Genomic DNA, 21,810 nt, shown 5'->3' with positions numbered 1-21,810 from the left:
CAGCATCGGTGCTATCTCCGCTCTCCGCCAAACCGGAGGTCCGACCCGCATGCCTGCTGCCGCCCGCAAGAAAGCCGTCGCACCGCGCGCCTGGCAGCGCATGATTTCCGGCCGCCGGCTCGACCTGCTCGATCCCTCGCCCTTCGATGTGGAGATCGAGGACATCGCCCACGGCCTGGCCCGGGTGGCGCGCTGGAACGGGCAGACCCATGGCGATCACGCCTTTTCCGTCGCCGAACACTCCGTGGTCGTGCTCGACATTCTCGATCACCTCTATCCGGACCTGGAACAGAAATGGCGCCTGGCCGCGCTGCTGCACGACGCCTCCGAATACGTGATCGGCGACATGATCAGCCCGTTCAAGGCGGCGCTGGGCGTGAACTATCGCGAGTTCGAGGACCGGCTGGAAGCGGCGATCCATCTGCGTTTCGGCCTGCCGCCGAAACTGCCGAAGGAAACCAAGCGCAAGATCAAGCGGGCCGATGTGATCTGCGCCTATTTCGAGGCAACCCAGATCGCCGGCTTCAGCCATGACGAGTCGCTGAGATTCTTCGGCCGTCCGCCGGCCGAGCTGGAAGTCGAGATCGTGCCGAAATCGGTAAAACAGGCCCAGATCCTCTTCCTCGACCGCTTCGAGACGGTGCTGGGCCAGTTCGAAGGACAGCGCTGATGCAGCCGGCCGGCCAGTCCATCTCCGTCGGCCTCAACGCGGTGATCCTCTCGGTCGACGGCGATACGCCGCAGCTTCTCATCGTGCCGCAGGAGGGCGGCGGGGTGGCCCTGCCCTTCGGTCCCTTCGATCCCGCCCGGCACCGCACATTCGAGATCGGCCTGCGCCGCTGGGTGGCCGAACAGGCCCACTTCCAGCTGGGCTATGTGGAACAGCTCTACACCTTCGGCGATCGCGGCCGCGAGGCGCCGGTCGCCGCGATGTCCGGCTCCGAGGACGCCCGCATCGTGTCGATCGGCTATCTCGCGCTGACTCCCGACAAGAGCACCCCGCCCGATGGCGGCGGACGCTGGCGCGGCTGGTATGATTTCTTCCCCTGGGAAGACTGGCGCGAGGGCAAGCCGGCCCTGATCGATACCGAGATCATTCCGCGCCTGTCGGCCTGGGCCGACGAAGCCGGCGTGCCCGGCCGCCGCGCCTCGCGCCATGACCGGTTGAAGACCGTCTTCGGTGTCGGCGGCGGGGGCTGGAACGAGGAACGCGTGCTCGACCGCTACGAACTGCTCTACGAAGCCGGGCTCGTCGCCGAGGCGGCGCGTGACGGCCAGGTGGAAAACCCGTCGCAATGCCCGGCCTTCGGCCTCTCGATGGCCTCGGATCACCGGCGCATCCTGGCGACGGCGATCTCGCGGCTGCGCGGCAAGATCAAATACCGCCCCATCGTCTTCGAGCTGATGCCCGACCTTTTTACACTTTCCGCACTGCAACAGGTGGTCGAGGCTATTGCAGGATACCGGCTTCACAAGCAGAACTTCCGCCGCGCGCTGGACCGCACGGGATTCGTCGAGGGGACGGGCCGGATGGAAAGCCGCACGGGCGGCCGTCCGGCCGAACTGTTCCGCTACCGCCGCGAGGCACTGGCGGGTCTGCCCTCGCTGGGCCTGGCCATTCCCAGGTTGCGTGACGGGTAAATTGTGTTGCAGCCGGGAGTTGTTCAGGCTTACTATGCAGGCGTCTGACGACAGTATGCGTACTTGGAGGGGTTGGTTTTGAGCGGGACGGCAATCCGTAACGCCTTTTTGGCTTTTGCGATTTGCGCGGCCGTTGTGCTTGCCTTGCGTCTTATCGTGGCCGGCCTCTACCTGCCCGTCATTCCCGTCATTCTCGTCGTGGCCGCCATCGTCGCAATCATTCCGCGCAACCGGCTGATCCAGGTCCAGATCCTCGTCCCTGCCGCACTGGGCGTGGCCGCAGTCGAGGTGCTGATGGTCAACGGCATCCCGCTGGCGCCTGCCTTCGCCCTGGCCCTGGCCCTGGCTTCGCTGGGCACCGGCATCTGGCTGTCAGGCCTGCGCCCGCACGCCGCACACTGATCACTTTCATTCCGGAATTCGCACGGCGGGGCATCGCGTCGCACGGCTGTGGCTTGCACTGTGCTCAGGGTGAGCATATATACGGATCACGTTAAAGCTCATTTCGAGCATAAGGGCGGCACCTCAAAACAGCCGCCCATTTTCGGGGCCCAATATTGCTCACATTGAGCAAAAGGGAGGAGAGAATGGACCGATTGAACTGGGACGGCACGCCTGAAGGCTTTGAACAGTCCCGGCCGGAACTGGCGTATACGGATGAGGTCAAGGCCGCGACGGACCATCTCTACGAGAAGGTGAAGGACATCATCACCCCGATGGAATGGCCGGCCAAGGCGCCGCTGATCCACGCCATCAATCAGCTGAAGGCGGAAAAGAACGCCGTCATTCTCGCCCACAACTACATGACCGCCGACATTTTCCACTGCGTCGGCGATCTGATGGGCGACAGCCTGGCGCTCGCCCGTATGGCCGCCGGGAGCGAGGCCGACATCATCGTCCAGGCCGGCGTCCACTTCATGGCCGAGACCGCCAAAGTGCTCGCGCCGGAGAAGAAGGTGCTGATCCCGGACACCCGCGCCGGCTGCTCCCTCGCCTCCTCGATCACCGGCGAGGATGTGCGCCGCATCAAGGCCGCCTATCCCGGCGTGCCGGTCGTCACCTATGTGAACACTTCGGCCGATGTGAAGGCCGAGTGCGATATCTGCTGCACCTCCTCCAACGCCGTGCAGGTCGTCGAGAGCCTGGGCGCCGACACGGTCATCCTGCTGCCCGACCAGTATCTCGCCAGGAATGTCGCCGCCCAGACCGATGTGAGAATTCTCACCTGGGCCGGCAGCTGCGAAGTGCACGAGAAATTCACCGCCCAGGACGTGCAGGACCTGCGCGACGCTCATCCCGGCGTGCTGATCATCACCCACCCGGAAAGCCCGCTGGAGGTGGTCCAGGCCGCCGACTATGCCGGCTCCACCGCCGCCATGGCCGACTATGCCCGCACCTCCGGCGCCAAGAAGGCCGTGCTGCTGACCGAGTGCTCGATGAGCGACAATGTCGCCGTCGAGGTGCCCGAGGTGCAGTTCATCCGGCCGTGCAATCTGTGCCCGCACATGAAGCGGATCACGCTGGAAAACATCTATGACTGCCTGCGTCTGGAACAGCATGAAGTGACCGTGCCCGACGATGTGATCGACGGCGCCCGCCGCTCCGTCCAGGCCATGCTCGACCTGCCCAAGCCCGACAAGCCCGCCAGCTTCGACCCGGCCAGGCAGGAAAAGCCCGTGGACCTGGTCTCGATCTAGGAGGACGGCCATGACCCGTCCCGTTCTCATCTGCGGTGCCGGGATTGCCGGGCTGTGGGCGGCGTTCCAGTTGACTCTGGCCACGCCAGCGCAGGCCTACATCGCTCCGGCTGAACACTCCGTGCCGTCTGAAGCATCGTGTCCGCGGCATCCAGAAGATTCACGCCCGCAACCATCCGACTTCGACGAACTGTTCATCACTCTGCCAGAACTCGCACCGGTGCTGTCTGACGACAGCATCCATTGTGGACACATCGTCCTTCAAGGGCACTTCCGCGCCGGACATCGCGACGGCTATGCCGGAAGCCTCTATTCAAGTATCGCGGCGGCGTATGCGGACAGCCCGGGCCGCCCCGCGAACGTGGTTGCCGTTTTCGCCTTTGAGGATCCATTTCAAAGCTTCGCGTTGAACGGTGCGACACTTACGCTAGCGGGGTATGCGCACCCGGTCTGCCTCCCGAACAGTTTGAATCCGGCACGCCGCGCGGCCCGGGACACGATCGGGTCATCGCATCTGCAATGCCGGGAGGGTGAGCACCTCGAGTGGGGGCTGGAGCACCCGACTGTCGTCAGCGTCGACACGCATCCCGGTCGGTTCCTGACGGGCGAATCCCGCCGGGATACCGTTGGTCAGCTGCGTCGAATTGAAATGACGCCGAGTGCACAGCAGGAAATCGAGACCATCTGGTCCGACTTTGTCCTCGCCCTCCCCTCGCTCACAGATGAACAGATCCCGGCCTGGGATCATTTTCTCGCGCAGTCGGAGCTTTCCCCGTTCCGAACGCGCGAGTTTGCCGCCGCCTCACAGAGCGCGGTTCTGTTTGAGCCGCTTGCGCCAGGCGCAGAGCCTGACAGGACGATCACCTGTTTGTGCACAACAAGCGACTGCTCCGACAGTTGGCCACTCTTTGAAATCGATACCCGGTATGCGTTCCGGGAGTTCGTTTGCATGGACCTGTATGGCTTTCCGACTGGAGAGGCGCCATGACCCGTCCCGTCCTCATCTGCGGCGCCGGGATTGCCGGGCTGTGGGCGGCGCTGAAGCTGGCGCCGCGGCCGGTCGTGCTGCTGACCGGGGCGCCGCTGGGTGAAGGCGCAGCCTCCGGCTGGGCCCAGGGCGGGGTTGCGGCCGCGCTGGCCGACGATGACAGCGCCGCCCTGCACACCGCCGACACGGTCACCGCCGGCGCCGGGCTGGTCGACGCGGATGCGGCGCAAGCGCTGGCCGAAGGCGCGGCGCAGGAAGTCCGCGAACTTGCCGCCCTGGGCGCGCCCTTCGAGCGCCGGGGCGAGGCCTGGTCGCTCTCCCGCGAAGCTGCCCACGCCCGCCACCGGGTCGCCCGGGTGAAGGGCGATGGCGCCGGGGCCGCGATCATGGCCACCCTGATAGACGCCGTGCGCCGGGCGCCGCATATCGAGATCCGCAATGGCTGGAAAGCCGCCGCGCTCATGGGCGATGCCGCCGGCTGTCGCGGCGTGCTGGCCCGCTCGCCGGACGGGCAAACCGAGGCGATCGAAGCCGATGCCACCATCCTCGCCATGGGCGGGGCGGGCGGCCTGTTTGCACTGACCACCACGCCGGCCGGCGCCCAGGGCCAGGCCATGGCGATGGCGGCGCGCCTGGGCGCGGTGATCCAGGACCCGGAATTCGTCCAGTTTCACCCGACCGCCCTCAATGCCGGCCTCGATCCGGCACCGCTGTGCACCGAAGCCCTGCGCGGCGAGGGCGCGATCCTCGTCGACCGCACGGGCCACCGTTTCATGAAAACCGTCCACGCCGATGCCGAACTCGCCCCGCGCGATGTTGTCGCCCGGGCGGTGCACCGGCAGAACCTCTCCGGCAAGGGCGCTTTCCTCGATTGCCGCACCGCGATCGGCGAGGCTTTCCCGGAGGAATTCCCTGCCGTTTTCGCGGCTTGCATGCAGGCGGGTATCGATCCGCGCCGCGATCTTATCCCCGTCGCCCCCACAGCCCACTATCATATGGGCGGAGTGATGACCGATATCGACGGAGCGACCAGCATCCCCGGCCTCTATGCCATCGGCGAATGCGCCTCGAGCGGTCTGCACGGCGCCAACCGTCTCGCCTCCAACTCGCTGGCCGAGGGTCTGGTGAGTGCGGCGCGGGTGGCGGCGGCTTTGCCAGAGCGCAAGTCCAGCTGCAAAACTGTTGCGCCCGCACCGGATCTTCCGCCCGATCTTCCCGCCGACGCACTCGCGACACTCCGCGCCGCCATGAGCCGGGCCTGCGGTGTGGAGCGGAATGGTGCAGCCATGGTGCAGCTATGTGACCTTATTGATGGTCTTATGGGCACGCATGGTGACGCGGATGCACTTGTTGCGGCGCGCTTTATCGTCACCGGCGCCCTCAACCGGACAGAAAGCCGGGGCGGGCATTTCCGCACCGATTGCCCCGCCACGGACACCGTGGCACAGCATACCCGGATGACCCTGGCCGACCTTGCCGCCAGCACCGAGATTCCGGCCCGCTACCGCGAACCCGCCGAATAGGACGCCATGCCTGTTTCCCCCCTGCCCCGCTTCGTCGTTACCGACGCCGTCACCCGTGCTTTCGCCGAAGACCAGGGCGGCCGCGGCGATGTGACATCGCTGGCCTGCATCCCGGAAATCCAGGAAGCGAAATTCTATTTCGTCGCCCGCGAAGCCGGTGTGATCTGCGGCCTGCAGCCGGCCGTGGAAGCGATCTGGCAGATGGATCCGGACGCGCTGGTGAATGTCCAGGTGCGCGATGGCGACAGCGTGAAGGCCGGCGAGGTGCTCGCCGCCGTCAACGGTCAGGCCCGCGCCCTGCTCTCGGCCGAGCGGATTGCCCTGAACTTTCTGGGCCGGATGAGCGGTATCGCCACCTTCACCCGCCGCTATGTCGACGCGATTTCGGGGACCAAGGCCCGCATCGCCCACACCCGCAAGACCACGCCGGGCTTTCGCGCTTTCGAACTCCAGGCCGTCCAGGCCGGTGGCGGCGCGCTGCACCGCTACGGGCTGGATGACGCCATCCTGATCAAGGACAATCACGTCGCCGTCTGCGGTGGGGTCGCCGAGGCCGTGAAGGCCGCCCGCGACCATGCCGGCCACATGACCCGGGTCGCCGTGGAGATCGACCGGCTCGACCAGCTCGACGCCGCCATCGGTGCCGGCGCCGAAAGCGTGTTGCTGGACAATTTCTCGCTCGACGATCTGCGCGCCGCCGTCGCCGCCGCCAGCGGCAAGGTCACGCTGGAGGCATCCGGCGGGGTCAATCTCGACACGGTGCGCGATATCGCGCAAACCGGCGTCGATGTAATCTCGGTGGGCGCGCTGACGCATTCGGCGCCCAATTTCGATATCGGCCTGGACGAGGCCTGAGGGAAGAGCAACACATGTTCAATCACATCATGGTCGGCGCCAGCGATATCGAGCGCTCGAAAACCTTCTACGACGCGGTGCTGGGCACGCTGGGTGCAGGCGAGGCCCTGCGCAACGAAGCGCCGACGGGCCATGTGCGCTATTTCTACCGGCATGATGGCAACACGTTCGGCATCTCCGAGCCGATCAATGGCGAGGCGGCCTGCGGCGCCAATGGCGGCACGATCGGCTTCAAGTGCACTTCGCCCGAGCAGGTGAAGGCTTTCCACGATGCCGGTATCGCCAATGGCGGCACCTCGATCGAGGACGCGCCCGGCCTGCGCGAAACCAGTATGGGACCGATGCACCTGGCCTATGTCCGCGACCCCGACGGCAACAAGCTCTGCGCCATCCACCGGGTGAAATAGGGAGGGCCGGGCGGCACGTCTTTTGCGGGTTGTGGCGATGTGATACACTTCATCAGATGTGATTACAAAGCCAGGATTATGAAAAACATCTCCATCCGCATCGACGATGCCGCCATCGACAAGCTCGACACCCTGGCTAAGGCGCAGGACCGGTCCCGCAACTGGGTCGTCAAGGAAGCCCTGCAACAATATTTCGATCAGCAGGACTGGATGGTTGAAGCCATCCGGGACGGCATCCGCGATGCCGATGCCGGCAAGACGGTGCCGCATGACCAGGTCGTCGACGAGATCGATGCCCTGATCGAGGCGGCGCGCAAGGCATGACGATCGCTTGGTCCGTCCGCGCGAAGGACGACCTGGTTGCCATTTTCACCCGGATTTCCGCCGACAATATCGACGCCGCCGCCCGTCTTCGCGATCACATATTCAAAGCCGTCGGCATGCTGGGCACCTATCCCTCGATGGGCCGCACCGGGCGTGTCGCATCGACACGGGAACTGGCCCTGCCGGGAACGGCCTATCTCATCATCTACCGGCAGACGGGAGACGGCATCGAGATCCTGCGCATCCTTCACGGCGCCCGCGACCGGCCCTGACCGCTAGTCCAGCACCGCTGCGCCGGCTTCGCCCTTGGCGCGGATCTCGTCCTCGCTGAGACCGCAGATCTCGTGCGGGAAGACCAGCCAGTCATCGGTTTCCTCGACGAAGAAGTCCGGCTTGCCGCCGGTTCGATTCCGGGCCGGCTTGTAGTAGACGGTGGCGACCTTCACCTCGCCGGGATAATTGCGGCGGCATTTCTCCTGCAGGACACGCTGCAGGGCCTCAATCGAGCGGCCGCTGTCGAAGACATCATCAACAATGAGCAACCGGTCCTCCGCATTCAGCGTGTCGACCAGATAGCCCTCGCCGAACACGCGCACGACCGGCGCCTGCTCGTCGATCCCGGTATAGGAGGCCGTGCGCACGGCGATGTGCTGGGTCTCCAGACCGCGGTATTCGAGATATTCCTGCACCGCGATGCCGACCGGCGCGCCGCCCCGCCAGACGGCGACGATATGGGTCGGCCGGAAGCCGGCATCGTGAATCTGGCGCGCCAGCCGGATACTGTCGACCAGCAGCCCGTCGGCGGAGATGAAGCGCTTGTCCTGGACCATGCAGCAGGATCGCCCGCTTCGCGCTACATCTCAAGCACTTGCCCGCGAGGACATGCACTCTAGTCTGGCCGCGCAAGCCAATGGGGAAAGCCATGCGCCGAGAACGTCACCTGCCCGCCGGAACCGTCACCACGCACTTCGTGAAGAGCGAAGCGATCGCCAACAACATGCTCGGCGAGGATCTGACCCGGCGGATCGACGTCTACATCCCGCACGGTCACGATCCGGCCGGTCTGCCCCTCCTCGTCGACCTGGTCGGCTTCACCGGCGGCGGCCCGGCCCACACCAACTGGAAGAGTTTCGGGGAAAGCGCGCCCAGCCGCGCCCAGCGCCTGATCGACGACGGCGAGATGAAGCCCTGCGTCATCGCCTTCCCGGACTGTTTCACGCGCCTGGGCGGCAATCAGTACGTCAACTCTGTGGCCATGGGGAATTGGGACGACTTCCTGCTGCAGGAGGCCGTGCCGTTCATCGAGCAAACCTTCGGCTGCGGCGGTGAGGGCCGGCGCGGCGTGTTCGGCAAGAGCTCCGGGGGTTATGGCGCCATGGTCCACGCCCTGCTGCACCCCGATTTCTGGTCAGCCGCAGCCTGCCATTCCGGCGATATGGGATTCGATCTGATGTTCGCCGCCGACTTCGCCTTCACCCTGCGGCGCCTCGCCAAACATGGCGGCAATATCCAGGATTTCGTCGAGGCCTTCGAAGCCTCCGACAAGGTCAATGGCGACGATCTGCACGCCATGATGACCCTGGCCATGGGCGCGACCTATGACCCCGATCCCGACGCCTTCCTGGGCATCCGCCTGCCGGTGACAACCGATACCTGCGAACGCATTCCCGAGCGCTGGGCCGAGTGGATGAAGTGGGATCCGCTGGAAATGCTCGACGCCCATGCCGAGGGGCTGAAATCCCTCAAGGGCCTGTTCATCGATTGCGGCGATGTCGATCAGTACAATCTGGTTTATGGCGCACGCCGCATGAACAAGGCGCTCGCCGCGCGCGGCATCGACCATGTCTATGAGGAGTTCCCGGACAACCACTCCTCGATCGACTACCGCATGGACCGGTCACTGCCCTTCCTCGCAGACCGTCTGAGCGCCTGACACGCTTCAGGCCGGAACCTTGATGGTCTCGGTCTTGCCGCCGGTCACCGAATTCCACACCGCCGTGAAACCGGTCGCCACGAGGGCGATCAGCACGCGGGCGAGGATGGTGAAGAAGAGCAGCAGGATCTTGTCGTCCGACACGGCAAACCGCACGCCGGACCGCCAGCGGCCGGCCAGCGGCAGATGCGCGAGCTGGTCCTCTACCCAGTCGGCGATATCGAGCATGGAATGCAGCACATGCTCCATGGTCAGTGCGATAAAGGCCAGCATCAGGATGGCCACGACGAAGGACAGGAAGAGCGTGGCGATCATCGAGGAGATGCGGCTGATGAAGGGCGGCTCGGCCACACGGATTTTCGCGGCCCGCGTGGCGGCGGTGAAAGCCGTCCCGAAGATCGCCAGGATGAAGCGCGCGATAACGGTGAAGATCAGCAGGACGATCTTGTCGTCACTGGCATAGATGCGCACGAGATTGTTGTACTGCTCGGGGATGGGGATGGAAGACACCCCGTCCTCGACAAGATCGGCGCCATCCTGCACCCAGCCCAGCCACTCAGGCAGGTAGAACCAGAGCAGGGCGAGCATGGCCATGGCCATGAGCATGGACACGAACAGCGTCGCCGAAATCTTGGACAGACGTGCAAACAGCATGGAAATCCCCTCCCCCGAAGGCCGCAAGAAGGGAGACTAGACAATAATTGCGTCGAAGTCGCGACCGCTCGCGCGAAAGGCGATTCGCCGGGGCGGCGCTATTCCTCGTCGTCCAGGTCCCCGGCCGGGCCTTCCGCCGACGGCACCTCGACAATCTGCACCCAGTATTCGCCGATCGAGTTCACCACCCGCATCAGCCGGTCGAGCGAGATCGGCTTGACGATATAGGACGAAGCGCCCAGCCCGTAGCTGGACAGGATATCGTCCTCGTCCTTCGAGGTCGTCAGGACGATGATCGGGATATGCCGCAGCTCGTTGTCATTCTTGATCTCTTCCAGCGCCTCGCGCCCGTCCTTGAGCGGCATGTTGAGGTCCAGAAGGATGATCCCCGGATAGGGCGTGCCATCGAGATCGGCATAAGCGCCGCGGCGCTTGAGATAATCGACAAGCTGTTCGCCGTTCTCGAGGAATTCCAGCGGATTGCGCAGGCGCACTTCCTCGCAGGCTTCCTTGAAGAGCAGACGATCATCCGGATCGTCGTCGACCATGAGAATGGTGAAAAGCCGGTTGTCCTGGCTCATGATGAAAGCCTCGTCGAATTAGTCGGCCCTGCGGGCCGGGTCGGATAACAGGTTCGCCTGTCGGCGGGGCAAGATCAAGGTGAAGCAAGCGCCCGAACCGGGTTCTCCACGGGCGGAAAGCGACCCGCCGTGACGTTCGGCAATCTTGCGGCTTGTGGCAAGCCCCACCCCTGCCCCCGGATAAGCGTCGCGCGAGTGCAGGCGCTCGAACAGGCCGAAGATGCGCTCGGCATGGCGCGGGTCGAAGCCGATCCCGTTATCGCTGATCTCGATCGTCACGCGCCCGCCTGCCTCGTCCCCGTCGGCCTGAGTGGAAATAAGAATATTCACACTCGCGTCCAAACGCCGGTATTTCAAGGCATTATCGATAAGATTTTCCAAAAGTGTGCGCATCTGGCTCGCGTCGGCCTCGACCACGCCCAGCGTGCCGGCTTCGATCTTCGCCTTCGCTGCCTGGATGCCGGGCGCACGATCCTCGAGTATCCCGGCCAGGACAGCATCCAGATCGACAGGCGTGATAACCGTCCGGTCATCGCGCACCCGGACGTGTACCAGCAGCGCGTCGAGCAGGTCGCGCATGCGCCCGGCCGCGGCGGTCATGCGGTCCAGCGGTTGCGCGAGGGCAGGATCGGGCAGGAGGCCCAGCTGATCGCGCAGACGATCGCCGAAAACCTGGATCTTGCGCAGGGGTTCGTGCAGGTCGTGGGTCGCCGCGTTCACGAAGATCTCCAGATCCGCCTTCTCCGCTTCCAGCCTGGCGATCCGGGCACGGTCCGAACGCTGCCGGGTCAGGGCCCGCTCTGCCTGTCTCCAGCTGATGACGACCAGGGCCAGCAGCAGGACGGCCAGTGCGAGCATTATTGTCAGCGCAACCGGATTCCCCCGGGCCAGTGGCAGGCCCGCACCGGCGGCCAGCAGAAGACAGATCGCCGCCAGCACAGGCACGATACGCTGCTGCAGTCCTGCCCTGTCCGGGTCCGGCTGGCTCATGAGCATGTCACGGGACGCGCCGCCCCGCGCCTCCCGTCAGGTTACACTGCCCTGGCGTACCGGCAGCAACAGGGTGAAGACCGCGCCCGCATCCGGTTCGCCCCAGGCCGTCAGCTCGCCGGCATGGCGTTCGGCGATCTTGCGGCAGGTCGCCAGACCGACACCGGTTCCATCGAACTCGTCGCGGCCATGCAGGCGTTCGAACATGCCGAAGATGCGCTCGGCATGGCGGGGCTCGAAACCGACACCATTGTCGGCGACCGCAATGCGCGCCATGGCCCCGTTCTCGCCAACCTCGACACTGCCCTCGATGGAGATGGAGGGCTGGACGCTGGGGCGGCGGAACTTCAGGGAGTTGGCGATCAGGTTGAGGAAAAGCTGGTGCATCTGGCCCGGATCGGCCTCGATCGCCGGCAATTCGCCGACGCGGATCTTGGCGTTCTCCGCCGCAATCCGGGGTTCCAGATCGGACAAGACATCCGCGAGCACGGTCGCCAGCTCGACCGGCAGGAAAGAGGTCGTCTTCGAATTGACCCGTGAATAGCTCAGCAGATCGTCGATCAACCGGCGCATCCGGGTCGCCGCATCGACCATGCGCTCCAGATAGTGCCGGCCGGTATCGTCCAGCGCGTCATAGCACTTGTTGTTCAGCCGCTCGCCGAAAGCCTGGATCTTGCGCAGCGGCTCCTGCAGGTCGTGCGAGGCGGCATAGGCAAACTCCTGCAGCTCGGAATTCGACCGTTTCAGCTCCTGGGCGTAGCGGCGCAGGGCCAGCTCGTCGCGCTTGCGATTGGTGATATCGCGGAAGGTGATCACCGCGCCCTTGGCCGGGTCGGACGGATCGAGCGGCGAGCTTGCCGATTCGATCGGGATCGGCTGTCCGCTCTTGGTCCAGAACACATCGCCATCCACCGTCTCTCCGGTCGTTCCGGGATGGTGCAGCGGGCATTCCTCGCGCGGATAGAGCGAACCGTCGCGGCGGGAGTGGTGGATCACCGCATGGATGTCCCGGCCGATCAGCTCTCCCTCGTCATAGCCCAGCATCTGGCAGGCCCGCGGGTTGATGAAGGTCAGCACGCCCTGGCCATCGATGCCGTAAATGCCCTCGGCCGCTGTCATCAGGATCTGCGACAGGCGCTGGTTCGCCGCAGCCGTCGCCTGCGCCCGGCGCCGGGTGATCGTCCTGTGTGCACTGAACAGGACGGCCAGCAGGATGAAGGACAGGGCCATCGCCACGGCAAACACCCGCAGCACCGCGCGGGCCTGGTTGGCCCCTGCCAGCGCGTCGATGACCTCGATCTCGGTAATGACGCCGATATCGCGGCTGTCATCCCACACCCACGCGCCCATGACGAGAACGCCGCGCGCATCGCGATAGCCGCGCAGATTATAGCCCCGCCCGTTTGCGATCACGTCCTGCGCCGCCTCGGTCAGGGGCCATTCGGCGTAGGGACGGGAGGGGATTGCACCGCGGGTGACATTGACCCCGGGATCGCGCACTTCCAGATGCAGCATCGAGGGATGGCCGTCCGCCAGCAGGCCCGCCTCGACGAATTCCTCGCTGTAGCGGGTCTCGGTCAGGAGACGGCCCGTCCGGTCGATCGCATAGGTCTCGCCCGACACGCCGGTACGCCCCACGCGGAAGGTGGCGGAATACTCGGCCAGCGGATCGACCCGCAAGGCCAGATAGCCCACGACCTGGCCTTCATCGCGGATCGGCGCGACCGAATACATCAGGATTTCCTCGTCGATCGGCGCGCCTTCCATGTCCGGAGACGGCAGGGCCAGATCGACGATATGCGGGCGCGTCAGAACCGAGCCGCTGCGCTGGAACCGGCCCTCGGGCAGAAGATCGAGGACCAGCGCCGGCTGCGCCAGCACGCTGTCGCGCATCGAGGACAGCGTGGTACCGTTCGAGGAAATCAGCAGATAGCCGCGATAGCCGTACTCGGTGAGCCAGGGCCCCAGCGTCTCGCGCAGACGGGCCTGGGCAGGCGAGCGCTCCAGCTCGGAGCGGACGGGCGCGCGCGACAATTCCGCCAGGGCTTCGACGACGACCTCGTTTTCCGCCCAGACCCGGACATCGTTCTCGCGATCCTGGGCCCAGTCCTCGAAGCGCTGGATCGTGTTGCGCAATACGGTCTGCAGCGCGGACAGGTTGGTCGAGCGGGCAGACGCCATCAGCGCGCCCTCGCCCGCCATCACTGCAAGCGCAACAACGACAATGAAGGACACAGCGACGAGGCCGGGCAGGACCTGGCCAACCCAGCCATCGATGTCGGCAAGGCGCTGCAAAGCAGACCGCGCCACGGCCTGCTCCGGTTCGTTACGGAGATAGGTATCTTCGTCCGCATCTGCGGTCATTCGAATCGACCCCGCCTGAACGCCCGAAGACCATGTTAGCGATTTTATGGCGCTTGTCGCGTAAGACCGCCAAATTCATGGCACAAATTGGCCCGCTCCGGTCAGCCCGGGTTCACCGCCCCGCCCCTAGTGTCGTCAGCGTGCGCCCCGCGGTGTATCGGTCCGGACCGGGCAACAACCCTCGCTTTGCTCCGGACCGGGCCGGTACACCGCACCTTTTTTCTCACCACTCTTCCGACGGATTGGCGGTTCCCGCATATTCACGAAGCCTGCGCAGTGTTGCCGGCGACGTGTCGTGCGGCAGGGCGTCCGGCTGGAACCAGTCCACTGCCTCGATCTCGCCGGCATGATCCGTCGGGCAGGCGCACCAGTGGCGAACCGAGAACAGCACGACATGGTCGCCGCGAAAGCTCGCGTGATTGCTGTAGATGCCAAGCAGATCGGCAGGTCCGGTCACGTCCACGCCAGCTTCCTCGGCGAGTTCGCGGCGCAGGGCCTCGCGAACCGGCTCGCCCCGCTCCACCCCGCCGCCGGGCAGATACCAGCCACGGACATAGGTGTGACGGACCAGTGCAATGCGCCCGTCGCGGTCCGTGACAATCGCCCGGACCCCGAGCGTGGTTCCCCGCGACAGACGCCACCAGGACTGCATGATCGGGCGTACTGCCGGCTCGATGCGCGCGCGCCAGCTCATGCCGCTTCCACCGCTAGCCACCGCCGGTTCGTCACGCTATGTACGGGGCATCTGAATGCCATTTTCGGGAAAATGATCATGTACGCTCTTGTTGCCATCCTCGGCGTCGCGGCAATTTTCGGACTGCTCAACCTTATCGAATACCGCCGCCTCGACTAGTCCGCGCTTCCTGAGGCTTCCGGCATGGCTGCACCCTTGTTCATCGCCCTGATCCTGGGCGGGATCGTCGTTCTTTTGTTCGGCGGGGACCTCCTGGTCCGGGGGAGTGCGGGTCTGGCCCGGATCTGGCGGCTGCCACCGCTTCTGGTCGGCCTCACCATCATCGCTTTCGGGACATCTGCGCCCGAGCTGGTGGTTTCGGTGCAATCGGCCCTGGAAGACGTGCCCGGCCTCGCACTGGGCAATATTGTCGGTTCGAATACCGCCAACTTTCTCCTGATTCTCGGCCTGCCGGCGATTTTCGGCGCCATTCCCACCACCACGCCCGGTGTCCGGCGCAATGCGATCATCGCACTCCTGGCCGCCCTCGCCCTGGTCGCGGTCAGCTGGGACCGCACGATCGACACGGTCGAAAGTGCCGTCCTGTTCGCCCTGATCATTGGCTATGTCAGCCTGATGGGCGTTCTGGCCGGCAAGAAGAGCGACGATCCGTCTCTCGCTGAGCTGACCGATCTCGAGCATATGGAAGGCCTGCCCACCAGCATGGGGCGCAGCGTCGCCGCTGTTCTCATCGGCCTGGTCGCGCTGCCCGTCGGCGCCCAGATGATCGTGACGGGCGGCACCGAAGCGGCCCTCGCTCTCAATGTCGACGAAGCCCTGATCGGCCTGACCGCCGTCGCCTTCGGCACCTCCCTGCCCGAACTCGCGACCGTCGTGATGGCCTCGATGCGGCGCCAGGCCGACATGGCGATCGGCAATGTGCTCGGCTCGAACATTTTCAACGTCTTCGCGGTCGGCGGCGCAACCGGTCTCGCCGCATCGGCAATGGGCGACAACCTGCCGGTTCCGGAGGGCTTCTTCGCCCTCGATCTGTGGGTGATGGTCGGCGCGAGCGTCGCGATTGCCGCGATCATCCTGGCGCGCCAGCCGATCAGCCGCCTGTTCGGCCTCCTGCTGTTCACCGCCTATATCGGCTACATGGTCGTGCTGGCCCGGTCTGCGCTGGGCAGCTGATCGCCGCAGGGGACGATCCGGACGAAAGTCCCGCAGACATTTGCTCCCTCGCATCGTAACCTTCCGCCGGCGGCTATAATTCCGAGGGGGGACTTCATGGCTTCACCGAACACCGAGCGTCTGATCAGTATCGACGCGCTGCGCGGCATCGCGGTCCTGGGCATTCTGATGATGAATGTGCAGGGCTTCGCCATGTCGCCCTTCGCCTACGACAATCCGACCATGCAGATGGACCTGACGGGCGCCAACCTGTCGGTCTGGGCCATTGCCCACACCTTCTTCCATCTCAAATTCATCACAATTTTCTCGACCCTGTTCGGCGCCGGCATCGTCATGATGGCGGGGACCGGTGACGACACCGGCCGTCATTATCCGCGCATGCTGTGGCTGCTGCTGATCGGCGCTATCCACGCCTACCTGCTGTGGTGGGGCGACATCCTCGTCAGCTACGCCCTGCTGGGCATGCTGGCCGTCAAGGCACGCCGGATGTCACCATCGGCCCTGGTCACCTGGGGCGTTGTGCTGATCGGTGTGAGCGCGCTTCTGATGGTGGGTGGCGCCTGGCTGGCCGTGCCCTTCGCGGGCATGTCCGAGACGCCGGAGCAGGACGCCATGATGGCCGAGATGATGGCTGGCATGACGCAGGCCTACCAGGCCGGCTATCTCGAGCGCCTGCCCTGGAATGCCGGCTTTGCCGCGATCGGCCAGATCGGCGGGCTGATCGCCTTCGGGCCGCGCCTGATGGGGCTGATGTTCATCGGCATGGCCCTGTTCAAGTCCGGCTTCCTGTCGGCGAGCTGGAGCCTGGGGCGCTATGCCGTTCTGGCGGCCGTGACGCTGGTGGCCGGCTATCTGCTGTCGCACATGGGCACGCAGTCGATGATCGCCGGCGAATTCGATACCGAGGCGATGGCACAGGGCACGAGCTACAGCTATTTCGGCAGCCTGGTCCTGTCCTTCGGCTATGCGTCCGCCGTGATGCTGCTGGCCAAGATCGGCGCCTTCCGACTCCTGCTGATGCCCTTCGCCGCAGCCGGCCGGATGGCTTTCACCAACTATATCGCCCAGACCCTGATCATGACCTTCATCTTCGTGGGCACGCCGGGTCTCGGCCTGTTCGGCACGGTCGAGCGGGTCGACCAGGCCAAGCTGGTGCTGGTCGTCTGGGCTGTGCAGCTGATCTGGTCGCCGCTCTGGCTGTCGGTCTTCCGCTTCGGCCCGCTGGAATGGGTCTGGCGCTCGCTGACCTACAAGCAGGCCCAGCCGCTGCTGAAGCGGCACGAGCCTGCCGCCGGGTAGACTTCGGGGCGCTGCAGCCGGTCAGGCCAGCTGCGGCGCCCACTCTTCCAGCAGGAAATCCAGAAAGGCCCGTCGAACCGGCGAGTCGGTCCGCGTTGCCGGCCAGACGGCATGAAGGTCGATGGGCGGGACAGACCAGCCCGGCGCTGGGTCAACCAGACTGCCAGCCTGCAAACGGCCTTCCACCAGATGGGCGGGCGGTGTGGCCAGTCCCATGCCCGCAAGCGCCAGCTCGATCATGGCATCGATACTGCCCACCACGACATTGCCGGGAGTCTCGACATCCACCGGCTGGCCATCCGGTGCGATCAGCGTGCGCCAGGCCGGCATGGCGGCCAACCGGATCCAGCGTTGTTGCGCCAGCGATTCAGCGTCGGCAGCCACGGCACGGCCGGTCAGGAAAGCCGGCGCACAGACAAGCTGGCGCCGGATATGCCCGATCCGGCGAGCCTTCAGAGCACTGTCAGCCAGACGCCCGGCGCGCAGGCCGAGATCGAACCGGCCGGCGCCGAGATCCGCAACCGCGTCGGAAACGTCGACACGCATCTCCACGCCCGGATGGGCGCCGGAGAACGCCGCAACCGCTTCGCCCAGCCCGGCTCCGATGACCGCCGAGGTACAGGTCACCGCCAGGCTCCCGCGCAACTGACCGGTATGACGGCTGGCGAGCGCGAAAGCATCGTCGCAGGCCGCGGCGATCGCGGCGGCATGGCGGCCGACCTCTTCACCCAGTGCCGTGGGAGACAGGCGACGGGTGGTGCGGTTGAGCAGCGGAGCGCCCAGAAAACGCTCCAGCTCGCTGATGTGATAGCTCACCGTGGATGGCGCCACGCCGAGCCTGACCGCAGCCGCACGGAAGGAGCCTTCCTGCAGGACGGTCCCGAAGGTCGCCAGGGATTTGAGCCGATCGAGCATATCGATGATTTTTCGATCAATGAGTTTCAACTCGCCAGCCTAATCGACCGTAAAGCGAATTGATAGATCAGCTGAAACGGGAGACACGCGATGGGAAACCTGCTGGCGATGGGCGTCTTCGCCCTGACAATGTCGATCTCGCCGGGACCGGCAAACATGATCACCCTTTCGGCCGGCCTGCATCATGGCGCGCGCCGGGCCCTGCCCTTCGTGCTCGGCTGCACGATCGGTTTCACCGCCCTGCTCGTGACCATAGGTCTGGCGGCCAGTATTCTCGCCCGGCTGGGACCGGTCTGGCAGATCGGCATGGCCGTCCTGGGCGCCGCTGTGATTGTCTATTTCGGCATCCGTATCGCCTTCGCCCCGACCGGCTTGCAGACTGAAGACCGGCCGGCCCTGCCCGGCCTTTGGCAAGGCGTGCTGCTGCAATGGGTCAATCCGAAGGCCTGGGGCGCCTGTCTGGCGGCGGTGTCCCTGTTCGAACTGGCGGGAGCGGGCGACCGGCTGGCGGTATTTTCCAGCCTCTATTTCGTGATCTGCCTGTTCGGGATCGGCGCCTGGGCCGTGCTCGGACGTAATATCCGGCGCTTCCTGATCTCGCCCCTGCGCATGCGGCTGTTCAATCTGGCGATCGGCGGCACGCTGATCCTGCTGGCTGCGGGACTGGTGGCCGACGGGCTGCTGCGCTCAACCGCCGGCTGATCCGGCTCAGCTCTTCGGGCGACAGCGAAAGCGCGTCAGCCCCACGGCGTCTGCATCGGGATAGGCGTCGACCTTGCGAGTGGTCACCTGGGCCGCGGCGACCGCCGCCGGCTCCAGGGCGATATCCAGAATGGTCCCGCACAGGCTTTCCTGCAAGTCGAACTGCTTCTCGCCCAGCGCCTTTATGCCGTGCAGGATGTAGTCGTAATCGACGACGGTGGCGATATCGTCCGTGCCGCACCAGGCCTTGGACACCAGGGTGACGACGTCGACCAGAACGCGTTGCTTCACACCGCGCTCATAGTCATGGATGCCGATCTCGACATCCAGCTTCACGCCTTCCAGGCGGTAGACGAAGACATCTTCGCCGGTGGCACTGGCAAGCGCGTTCTCGATGACCTGATCCAGTCTCATGCGGCGCTACTCCTCCGGCACACCGGCGGCATACATCACATCCCCGTCGCGCGCGTCGAGATGCTGGCCGCCATCCACGATGATCGTCTCGCCCGTCATCGACGGGGTCGCAAGGATGAAGCGCACTGCCCGGATGATGTCCTCGGGCGTGGACCCGCCCTGCATCGGGTTCATCCGGTGTGCGCGGGCGAACTCCTCCGCCGACTGCCCGCCGGACGGCAGGGTGATCCCCGGCGCCACACCGTTGACCCGCACGCGCGGCGCGAAGGCCATGGCCATGGTGGTGGTCGCGCCCAGCAGGCCCTGCTTGGCCAGCGTGTAGGAGAAGAAGTCGGGATTGAGGTTGAAGAGCTTCTGGTCGAGCAGGTTGATGATGCAGCCCGACGCGCGGTCCACGTGTCGCTTTGCCATCGCAGAAGCGAGCAATACCGGTGCCACAAGGTTTACACGCAGCGTACGTTCGAGTTGCACAGGTGTGACATTTTCCGGACGGTCGGGCTCGAAAATCGACGCGGAATTGATCAGCGCATCGACACGGCCCACCCCGTCCATGAAACCTTCGATGCCGGCCGTGTCGTCCATGTCGAACCGGACCGTGTCCGCCGAACCGCCCGCATCGCGGATCGCCGCCGCGACAGCCTCCGCCTCTGTGCCGGACGTGTTGTAGTGCACGACGACGTGCCAGCCATCCGCACCGAGCGCGGCAGCTATTTTGGCACCCAGGCGCTTGCCGCCGCCGGTCACGAGGGCGATCTTGTCGGACATGGCAACCTCGAAGTCTCAATCCGGTCCGATAGATGGCCTTTCCGAACCGGCGAAGCAATCGCTCGCCGGACCGAAAGTCATCGCCGACTACGTCAAGCGGCTGCCGCCCAAGCCCGGCGTGTACCGGATGATCGGCGAGGACGGGCAGATTCTCTATGTCGGCAAGGCGCGCAATCTGAAGAACCGGGTGAGCAATTACGCGGCCGGGCGCGGGCATTCCAACCGCATCGCGCTGATGATCGCGCTGACGCACTCCATGGAGTTCGTGGTCACCCAGACCGAGACCGAGGCGCTGCTGCTCGAAGCCAACCTCATCAAGCGTCTGAAGCCGCGTTTCAACATCCTGCTGCGCGACGACAAGAGTTTCCCCTACATCCTGATCCGCAAGGACCATCCGGCGCCGCAATTGCTCAAGCATCGCGGCGCGCGCAAGATCAAGGGCGATTATTTCGGCCCCTTCGCCTCGGTCGGCGCGGTCAACCAGACGCTCAACACGCTGCAGAAAGCCTTCCTGGTCCGCACCTGTAGCGACAGCGTCTATGAGGGCCGTTCGCGGCCCTGCATGCTCTACCAGATCAAGCGCTGCGCCGGGCCGTGCGTCGACCTCGTCGAGCCGGCGGCCTATGACGAGCTAGTCAAGGAAGCGACGGATTTCCTGCGCGGCCGCTCCAACGCGCTGCGCGAGGATTTGCAGGCGCGCATGAGCGAGGCCGCCGAGGCGATGGATTTCGAGACCGCCGCGCGCCTGCGCGACCGGATCCGCGCCATCGCCGCGGTGACGACCGACCAGGGCATCAATCCGGACGGCGTGGAGGAGGCCGACGTCGTCGCCATCGCCCAGGATGGCGGCAAGTCCTGCGTCCAGGTCTTCTTCTTCCGCGCCGGCCAGAACTGGGGCAATCAGTCCTTCTTCCCGCGCCATGAGAGCGAGGCGGAACCGGCCGAAGTGCTGGCTGCCTTCCTGGCGCAATTCTACGACGACAAGCCGGCGCCGGGCCTGATCCTGCTGTCGCACGAGATCGAGGAGGCGGAGCTCTTGTCCGACGCGCTGTCGCTGAAGGCGGAGCGCAAGGTTCAGCTGCACACACCCCAGCGCGGCGAAAAGCGCAAACTCGTTGAACGCACCGCCACCAATGCCAAGGAAGCCCTCGCCCGCCGCCTGTCGGAAAGCGCCACCCAGACCCAGCTTCTCAAAGGGGTGCAGCGCGTCTTCGAGCTGGAGGACATCCCCCAGCGTATCGAGGTCTACGACAACTCCCACATCCAGGGCACGAACGCGCTGGGCGCGATGATCGTGGCGGGACCGGAGGGTTTCGAGAAAAACCATTATCGCCGTTTCAACATGAAGGGCGACGACGCGGCCACCAACGACGATTTCGCGATGATGCAGGCCATGCTGCGCCGCCGCCTGTCGCGCCTGATCAAGGAGCGCGAGGAAGGCGCACCCGTGCCCGACCTGATCCTGATCGATGGCGGCAAGGGGCAATTGTCGTCCGTGATGGAGATCGCCGAAGAGCTGGGCGTGACCGACATCACCATCGCCGCCATCGCCAAGGGCCCCGAGCGCGATGCCGGCCGCGAGGCCTTCTACCTGCCCGGCAAGGCGCCGTTCAAACTGCCGCAGAAAGACCCGGTGCTCTACTATCTGCAGCGCCTGCGCGACGAGGCGCACCGCTTTGCCATCGGCGGCCACCGGGCCAAGCGCAAGAAGCAGATGGCGGAAAACCCGCTGGACGATATTCCCGGTATCGGACCGTCCCGCAAGAAGGCCCTGCTGGCCCATTTCGGCTCGGCCAAGGCGGTGCGAAATGCAGCCCTGGCCGACCTTGAAGCGGTTGACGGCGTGTCGAAAGCCATGGCCAAAAGGATCCACGACTGGTTCCAGAGGTAA

General features: G+C 65.3%; 24 protein-coding genes. 15 read left to right on the top strand and 9 right to left on the bottom strand.

Features of this window, described 5'->3' with window-relative positions; all coding sequences use genetic code 11:
- Positions 1-49 precede the first annotated feature (49 nt).
- The 10 genes from ABJO18_RS00630 (at position 50) to ABJO18_RS00585 (ending at position 7,707) form a co-directional block, all read left to right on the top strand.
- Positions 50-670, top strand: a complete 621-nt coding sequence (locus ABJO18_RS00630; RefSeq protein ID WP_348508327.1) for an HD family hydrolase — start codon at positions 50-52, stop codon at positions 668-670.
- On the top strand, positions 670-1,641 hold the full coding sequence (locus ABJO18_RS00625; RefSeq protein WP_348508326.1) for an NAD regulator: 972 nt from the start codon (positions 670-672) through the stop codon (positions 1,639-1,641). The genes ABJO18_RS00630 and ABJO18_RS00625 overlap by 1 nt, the downstream gene beginning before the upstream one ends.
- A 144-nt stretch (positions 1,642-1,785) precedes the next feature.
- Positions 1,786-2,043, top strand: a complete 258-nt coding sequence (locus tag ABJO18_RS00620; RefSeq protein ID WP_348508325.1) for a hypothetical protein — start codon at positions 1,786-1,788, stop codon at positions 2,041-2,043.
- 185 nt (positions 2,044-2,228) lie between these two features.
- Positions 2,229-3,338 (top strand): quinolinate synthase NadA, encoded by a 1,110-nt coding sequence (nadA, locus tag ABJO18_RS00615; protein ID WP_348508324.1) that lies wholly within the window; start codon positions 2,229-2,231, stop codon positions 3,336-3,338.
- A 10-nt stretch (positions 3,339-3,348) separates the two neighbouring features.
- Entirely contained in the window at positions 3,349-4,326 is a 978-nt protein-coding gene (locus ABJO18_RS00610) for a hypothetical protein (protein WP_348508323.1), read from the top strand.
- A complete protein-coding gene (locus ABJO18_RS00605) occupies positions 4,323-5,849 on the top strand; it encodes an L-aspartate oxidase (protein WP_348515681.1) in 1,527 nt (508 codons plus the stop codon). Before ABJO18_RS00610 ends, ABJO18_RS00605 begins: the two co-directional genes overlap by 4 nt.
- 6 nt (positions 5,850-5,855) lie before the next feature.
- Positions 5,856-6,704 (top strand): carboxylating nicotinate-nucleotide diphosphorylase, encoded by an 849-nt coding sequence (gene nadC / locus ABJO18_RS00600; RefSeq protein WP_348508321.1) that lies wholly within the window; start codon positions 5,856-5,858, stop codon positions 6,702-6,704.
- Positions 6,705-6,718: 14 nt separating this feature from the next.
- On the top strand, positions 6,719-7,111 hold the full coding sequence (locus tag ABJO18_RS00595; RefSeq protein WP_348508320.1) for a VOC family protein: 393 nt from the start codon (positions 6,719-6,721) through the stop codon (positions 7,109-7,111).
- A 78-nt stretch (positions 7,112-7,189) separates the two neighbouring features.
- Positions 7,190-7,435: a CopG family ribbon-helix-helix protein gene (locus tag ABJO18_RS00590; RefSeq protein ID WP_348508319.1), complete on the top strand. Its 246-nt coding sequence runs from the start codon at positions 7,190-7,192 to the stop codon at positions 7,433-7,435.
- The gene (locus ABJO18_RS00585) at positions 7,432-7,707 is read left to right on the top strand and encodes a type II toxin-antitoxin system RelE/ParE family toxin (protein ID WP_348508318.1); all 276 of its coding nucleotides are present in this window, start codon (positions 7,432-7,434) and stop codon (positions 7,705-7,707) included. The genes ABJO18_RS00590 and ABJO18_RS00585 overlap by 4 nt, the downstream gene beginning before the upstream one ends.
- Before the next feature lie 3 nt (positions 7,708-7,710).
- Here ABJO18_RS00585 and ABJO18_RS00580 read toward each other — a convergent pair whose 3' ends face one another.
- On the bottom strand, positions 7,711-8,265 hold the full coding sequence (locus tag ABJO18_RS00580; protein ID WP_348508317.1) for a phosphoribosyltransferase family protein: 555 nt from the start codon (positions 8,263-8,265) through the stop codon (positions 7,711-7,713).
- Positions 8,266-8,357: 92 nt separating this feature from the next.
- Here ABJO18_RS00580 and ABJO18_RS00575 point away from each other — a divergent pair, with 92 nt between their 5' ends.
- Complete coding sequence (locus ABJO18_RS00575) at positions 8,358-9,368, top strand: alpha/beta hydrolase-fold protein (RefSeq protein WP_348508316.1); 1,011 nt, start codon at positions 8,358-8,360, stop codon at positions 9,366-9,368.
- A 6-nt stretch (positions 9,369-9,374) separates the two neighbouring features.
- Here ABJO18_RS00575 and ABJO18_RS00570 read toward each other — a convergent pair whose 3' ends face one another.
- The 5 genes from ABJO18_RS00570 to ABJO18_RS00550 form a co-directional block, all read right to left on the bottom strand.
- A complete protein-coding gene (locus ABJO18_RS00570; protein WP_348508315.1) occupies positions 9,375-10,022 on the bottom strand; it encodes a hypothetical protein in 648 nt (215 codons plus the stop codon).
- A 98-nt stretch (positions 10,023-10,120) separates the two neighbouring features.
- Positions 10,121-10,603, bottom strand: coding sequence for a response regulator (locus tag ABJO18_RS00565; protein WP_348508314.1), 483 nt, complete (start codon positions 10,601-10,603; stop codon positions 10,121-10,123).
- A gap of 18 nt (positions 10,604-10,621) precedes the next feature.
- Positions 10,622-11,593, bottom strand: coding sequence for an ATP-binding protein (locus tag ABJO18_RS00560; protein WP_348508313.1), 972 nt, complete (start codon positions 11,591-11,593; stop codon positions 10,622-10,624).
- Positions 11,594-11,629: 36 nt separating this feature from the next.
- Positions 11,630-13,957, bottom strand: coding sequence for an ATP-binding protein (locus ABJO18_RS00555; RefSeq protein ID WP_348508312.1), 2,328 nt, complete (start codon positions 13,955-13,957; stop codon positions 11,630-11,632).
- Positions 13,958-14,180: 223 nt separating this feature from the next.
- Complete coding sequence (locus tag ABJO18_RS00550; protein ID WP_348508311.1) at positions 14,181-14,651, bottom strand: NUDIX domain-containing protein; 471 nt, start codon at positions 14,649-14,651, stop codon at positions 14,181-14,183.
- 183 nt (positions 14,652-14,834) lie between these two features.
- Here ABJO18_RS00550 and ABJO18_RS00545 point away from each other — a divergent pair, with 183 nt between their 5' ends.
- Positions 14,835-15,824: a calcium/sodium antiporter gene (locus tag ABJO18_RS00545; protein WP_348508310.1), complete on the top strand. Its 990-nt coding sequence runs from the start codon at positions 14,835-14,837 to the stop codon at positions 15,822-15,824.
- A 96-nt stretch (positions 15,825-15,920) separates the two neighbouring features.
- Positions 15,921-17,123: a DUF418 domain-containing protein gene (locus tag ABJO18_RS00540; protein ID WP_348508309.1), complete on the top strand. Its 1,203-nt coding sequence runs from the start codon at positions 15,921-15,923 to the stop codon at positions 17,121-17,123.
- Between the two features lie 21 nt (positions 17,124-17,144).
- Here the strand turns inward: ABJO18_RS00540 and ABJO18_RS00535 are convergent, their stop codons facing one another.
- Positions 17,145-18,038: a LysR family transcriptional regulator gene (locus ABJO18_RS00535; RefSeq protein WP_348508308.1), complete on the bottom strand. Its 894-nt coding sequence runs from the start codon at positions 18,036-18,038 to the stop codon at positions 17,145-17,147.
- Between the two features lie 90 nt (positions 18,039-18,128).
- Between ABJO18_RS00535 and ABJO18_RS00530 the strand changes: the two genes are divergently transcribed.
- Positions 18,129-18,740: a LysE family translocator gene (locus ABJO18_RS00530; RefSeq protein WP_348508307.1), complete on the top strand. Its 612-nt coding sequence runs from the start codon at positions 18,129-18,131 to the stop codon at positions 18,738-18,740.
- Between the two features lie 6 nt (positions 18,741-18,746).
- On the opposite strand, the gene ABJO18_RS00525 is transcribed toward ABJO18_RS00530, so the two are convergent.
- The gene (locus ABJO18_RS00525; protein WP_348508306.1) at positions 18,747-19,154 is read right to left on the bottom strand and encodes a dihydroneopterin aldolase; all 408 of its coding nucleotides are present in this window, start codon (positions 19,152-19,154) and stop codon (positions 18,747-18,749) included.
- A gap of 6 nt (positions 19,155-19,160) precedes the next feature.
- On the bottom strand, positions 19,161-19,919 hold the full coding sequence (locus tag ABJO18_RS00520) for an SDR family oxidoreductase (protein WP_348508305.1): 759 nt from the start codon (positions 19,917-19,919) through the stop codon (positions 19,161-19,163).
- Between ABJO18_RS00520 and uvrC the strand changes: the two genes are divergently transcribed.
- Entirely contained in the window at positions 19,918-21,810 is a 1,893-nt protein-coding gene (uvrC, locus tag ABJO18_RS00515; protein ID WP_348508304.1) for an excinuclease ABC subunit UvrC, read from the top strand. The two genes, ABJO18_RS00520 and uvrC, sit on opposite strands and share 2 nt — an antisense overlap.

This window comes from Maricaulis sp., assembly GCF_039978735.1.
Classification (GTDB): Bacteria; Pseudomonadota; Alphaproteobacteria; order Caulobacterales; family Maricaulaceae; genus Maricaulis.
This window is presented reverse-complemented; position numbering and strand designations above follow the sequence as displayed.

What these genes read in the sequence shown, in the direction of transcription:
- nadC (WP_348508321.1), top strand. Translation starts at nt 5,856, where the DNA reads ATGCCTGTTTCCCCCCTGCCCCGCTTCGTCGTTACCGACGCCGTCACC.
- ABJO18_RS00610 (WP_348508323.1), top strand. Translation starts at nt 3,349, where the DNA reads ATGACCCGTCCCGTTCTCATCTGCGGTGCCGGGATTGCCGGGCTGTGG.
- ABJO18_RS00535 (WP_348508308.1), bottom strand. Translation starts at nt 18,038, where the DNA reads ATGCTCGATCGGCTCAAATCCCTGGCGACCTTCGGGACCGTCCTGCAG.
- ABJO18_RS00560 (WP_348508313.1), bottom strand. Translation starts at nt 11,593, where the DNA reads ATGAGCCAGCCGGACCCGGACAGGGCAGGACTGCAGCAGCGTATCGTG.
- ABJO18_RS00570 (WP_348508315.1), bottom strand. Translation starts at nt 10,022, where the DNA reads ATGCTGTTTGCACGTCTGTCCAAGATTTCGGCGACGCTGTTCGTGTCC.
- ABJO18_RS00580 (WP_348508317.1), bottom strand. Translation starts at nt 8,265, where the DNA reads ATGGTCCAGGACAAGCGCTTCATCTCCGCCGACGGGCTGCTGGTCGAC.
- ABJO18_RS00605 (WP_348515681.1), top strand. Translation starts at nt 4,323, where the DNA reads ATGACCCGTCCCGTCCTCATCTGCGGCGCCGGGATTGCCGGGCTGTGG.
- uvrC (WP_348508304.1), top strand. Translation starts at nt 19,918, where the DNA reads ATGGCAACCTCGAAGTCTCAATCCGGTCCGATAGATGGCCTTTCCGAA.
- ABJO18_RS00630 (WP_348508327.1), top strand. Translation starts at nt 50, where the DNA reads ATGCCTGCTGCCGCCCGCAAGAAAGCCGTCGCACCGCGCGCCTGGCAG.
- ABJO18_RS00550 (WP_348508311.1), bottom strand. Translation starts at nt 14,651, where the DNA reads ATGAGCTGGCGCGCGCGCATCGAGCCGGCAGTACGCCCGATCATGCAG.
- nadA (WP_348508324.1), top strand. Translation starts at nt 2,229, where the DNA reads ATGGACCGATTGAACTGGGACGGCACGCCTGAAGGCTTTGAACAGTCC.
- ABJO18_RS00595 (WP_348508320.1), top strand. Translation starts at nt 6,719, where the DNA reads ATGTTCAATCACATCATGGTCGGCGCCAGCGATATCGAGCGCTCGAAA.
- ABJO18_RS00585 (WP_348508318.1), top strand. Translation starts at nt 7,432, where the DNA reads ATGACGATCGCTTGGTCCGTCCGCGCGAAGGACGACCTGGTTGCCATT.
- ABJO18_RS00590 (WP_348508319.1), top strand. Translation starts at nt 7,190, where the DNA reads ATGAAAAACATCTCCATCCGCATCGACGATGCCGCCATCGACAAGCTC.
- ABJO18_RS00575 (WP_348508316.1), top strand. Translation starts at nt 8,358, where the DNA reads ATGCGCCGAGAACGTCACCTGCCCGCCGGAACCGTCACCACGCACTTC.
- ABJO18_RS00530 (WP_348508307.1), top strand. Translation starts at nt 18,129, where the DNA reads ATGGGAAACCTGCTGGCGATGGGCGTCTTCGCCCTGACAATGTCGATC.
- ABJO18_RS00540 (WP_348508309.1), top strand. Translation starts at nt 15,921, where the DNA reads ATGGCTTCACCGAACACCGAGCGTCTGATCAGTATCGACGCGCTGCGC.
- ABJO18_RS00565 (WP_348508314.1), bottom strand. Translation starts at nt 10,603, where the DNA reads ATGAGCCAGGACAACCGGCTTTTCACCATTCTCATGGTCGACGACGAT.
- ABJO18_RS00545 (WP_348508310.1), top strand. Translation starts at nt 14,835, where the DNA reads ATGGCTGCACCCTTGTTCATCGCCCTGATCCTGGGCGGGATCGTCGTT.
- ABJO18_RS00520 (WP_348508305.1), bottom strand. Translation starts at nt 19,919, where the DNA reads ATGTCCGACAAGATCGCCCTCGTGACCGGCGGCGGCAAGCGCCTGGGT.
- ABJO18_RS00525 (WP_348508306.1), bottom strand. Translation starts at nt 19,154, where the DNA reads ATGAGACTGGATCAGGTCATCGAGAACGCGCTTGCCAGTGCCACCGGC.
- ABJO18_RS00625 (WP_348508326.1), top strand. Translation starts at nt 670, where the DNA reads ATGCAGCCGGCCGGCCAGTCCATCTCCGTCGGCCTCAACGCGGTGATC.
- ABJO18_RS00555 (WP_348508312.1), bottom strand. Translation starts at nt 13,957, where the DNA reads ATGACCGCAGATGCGGACGAAGATACCTATCTCCGTAACGAACCGGAG.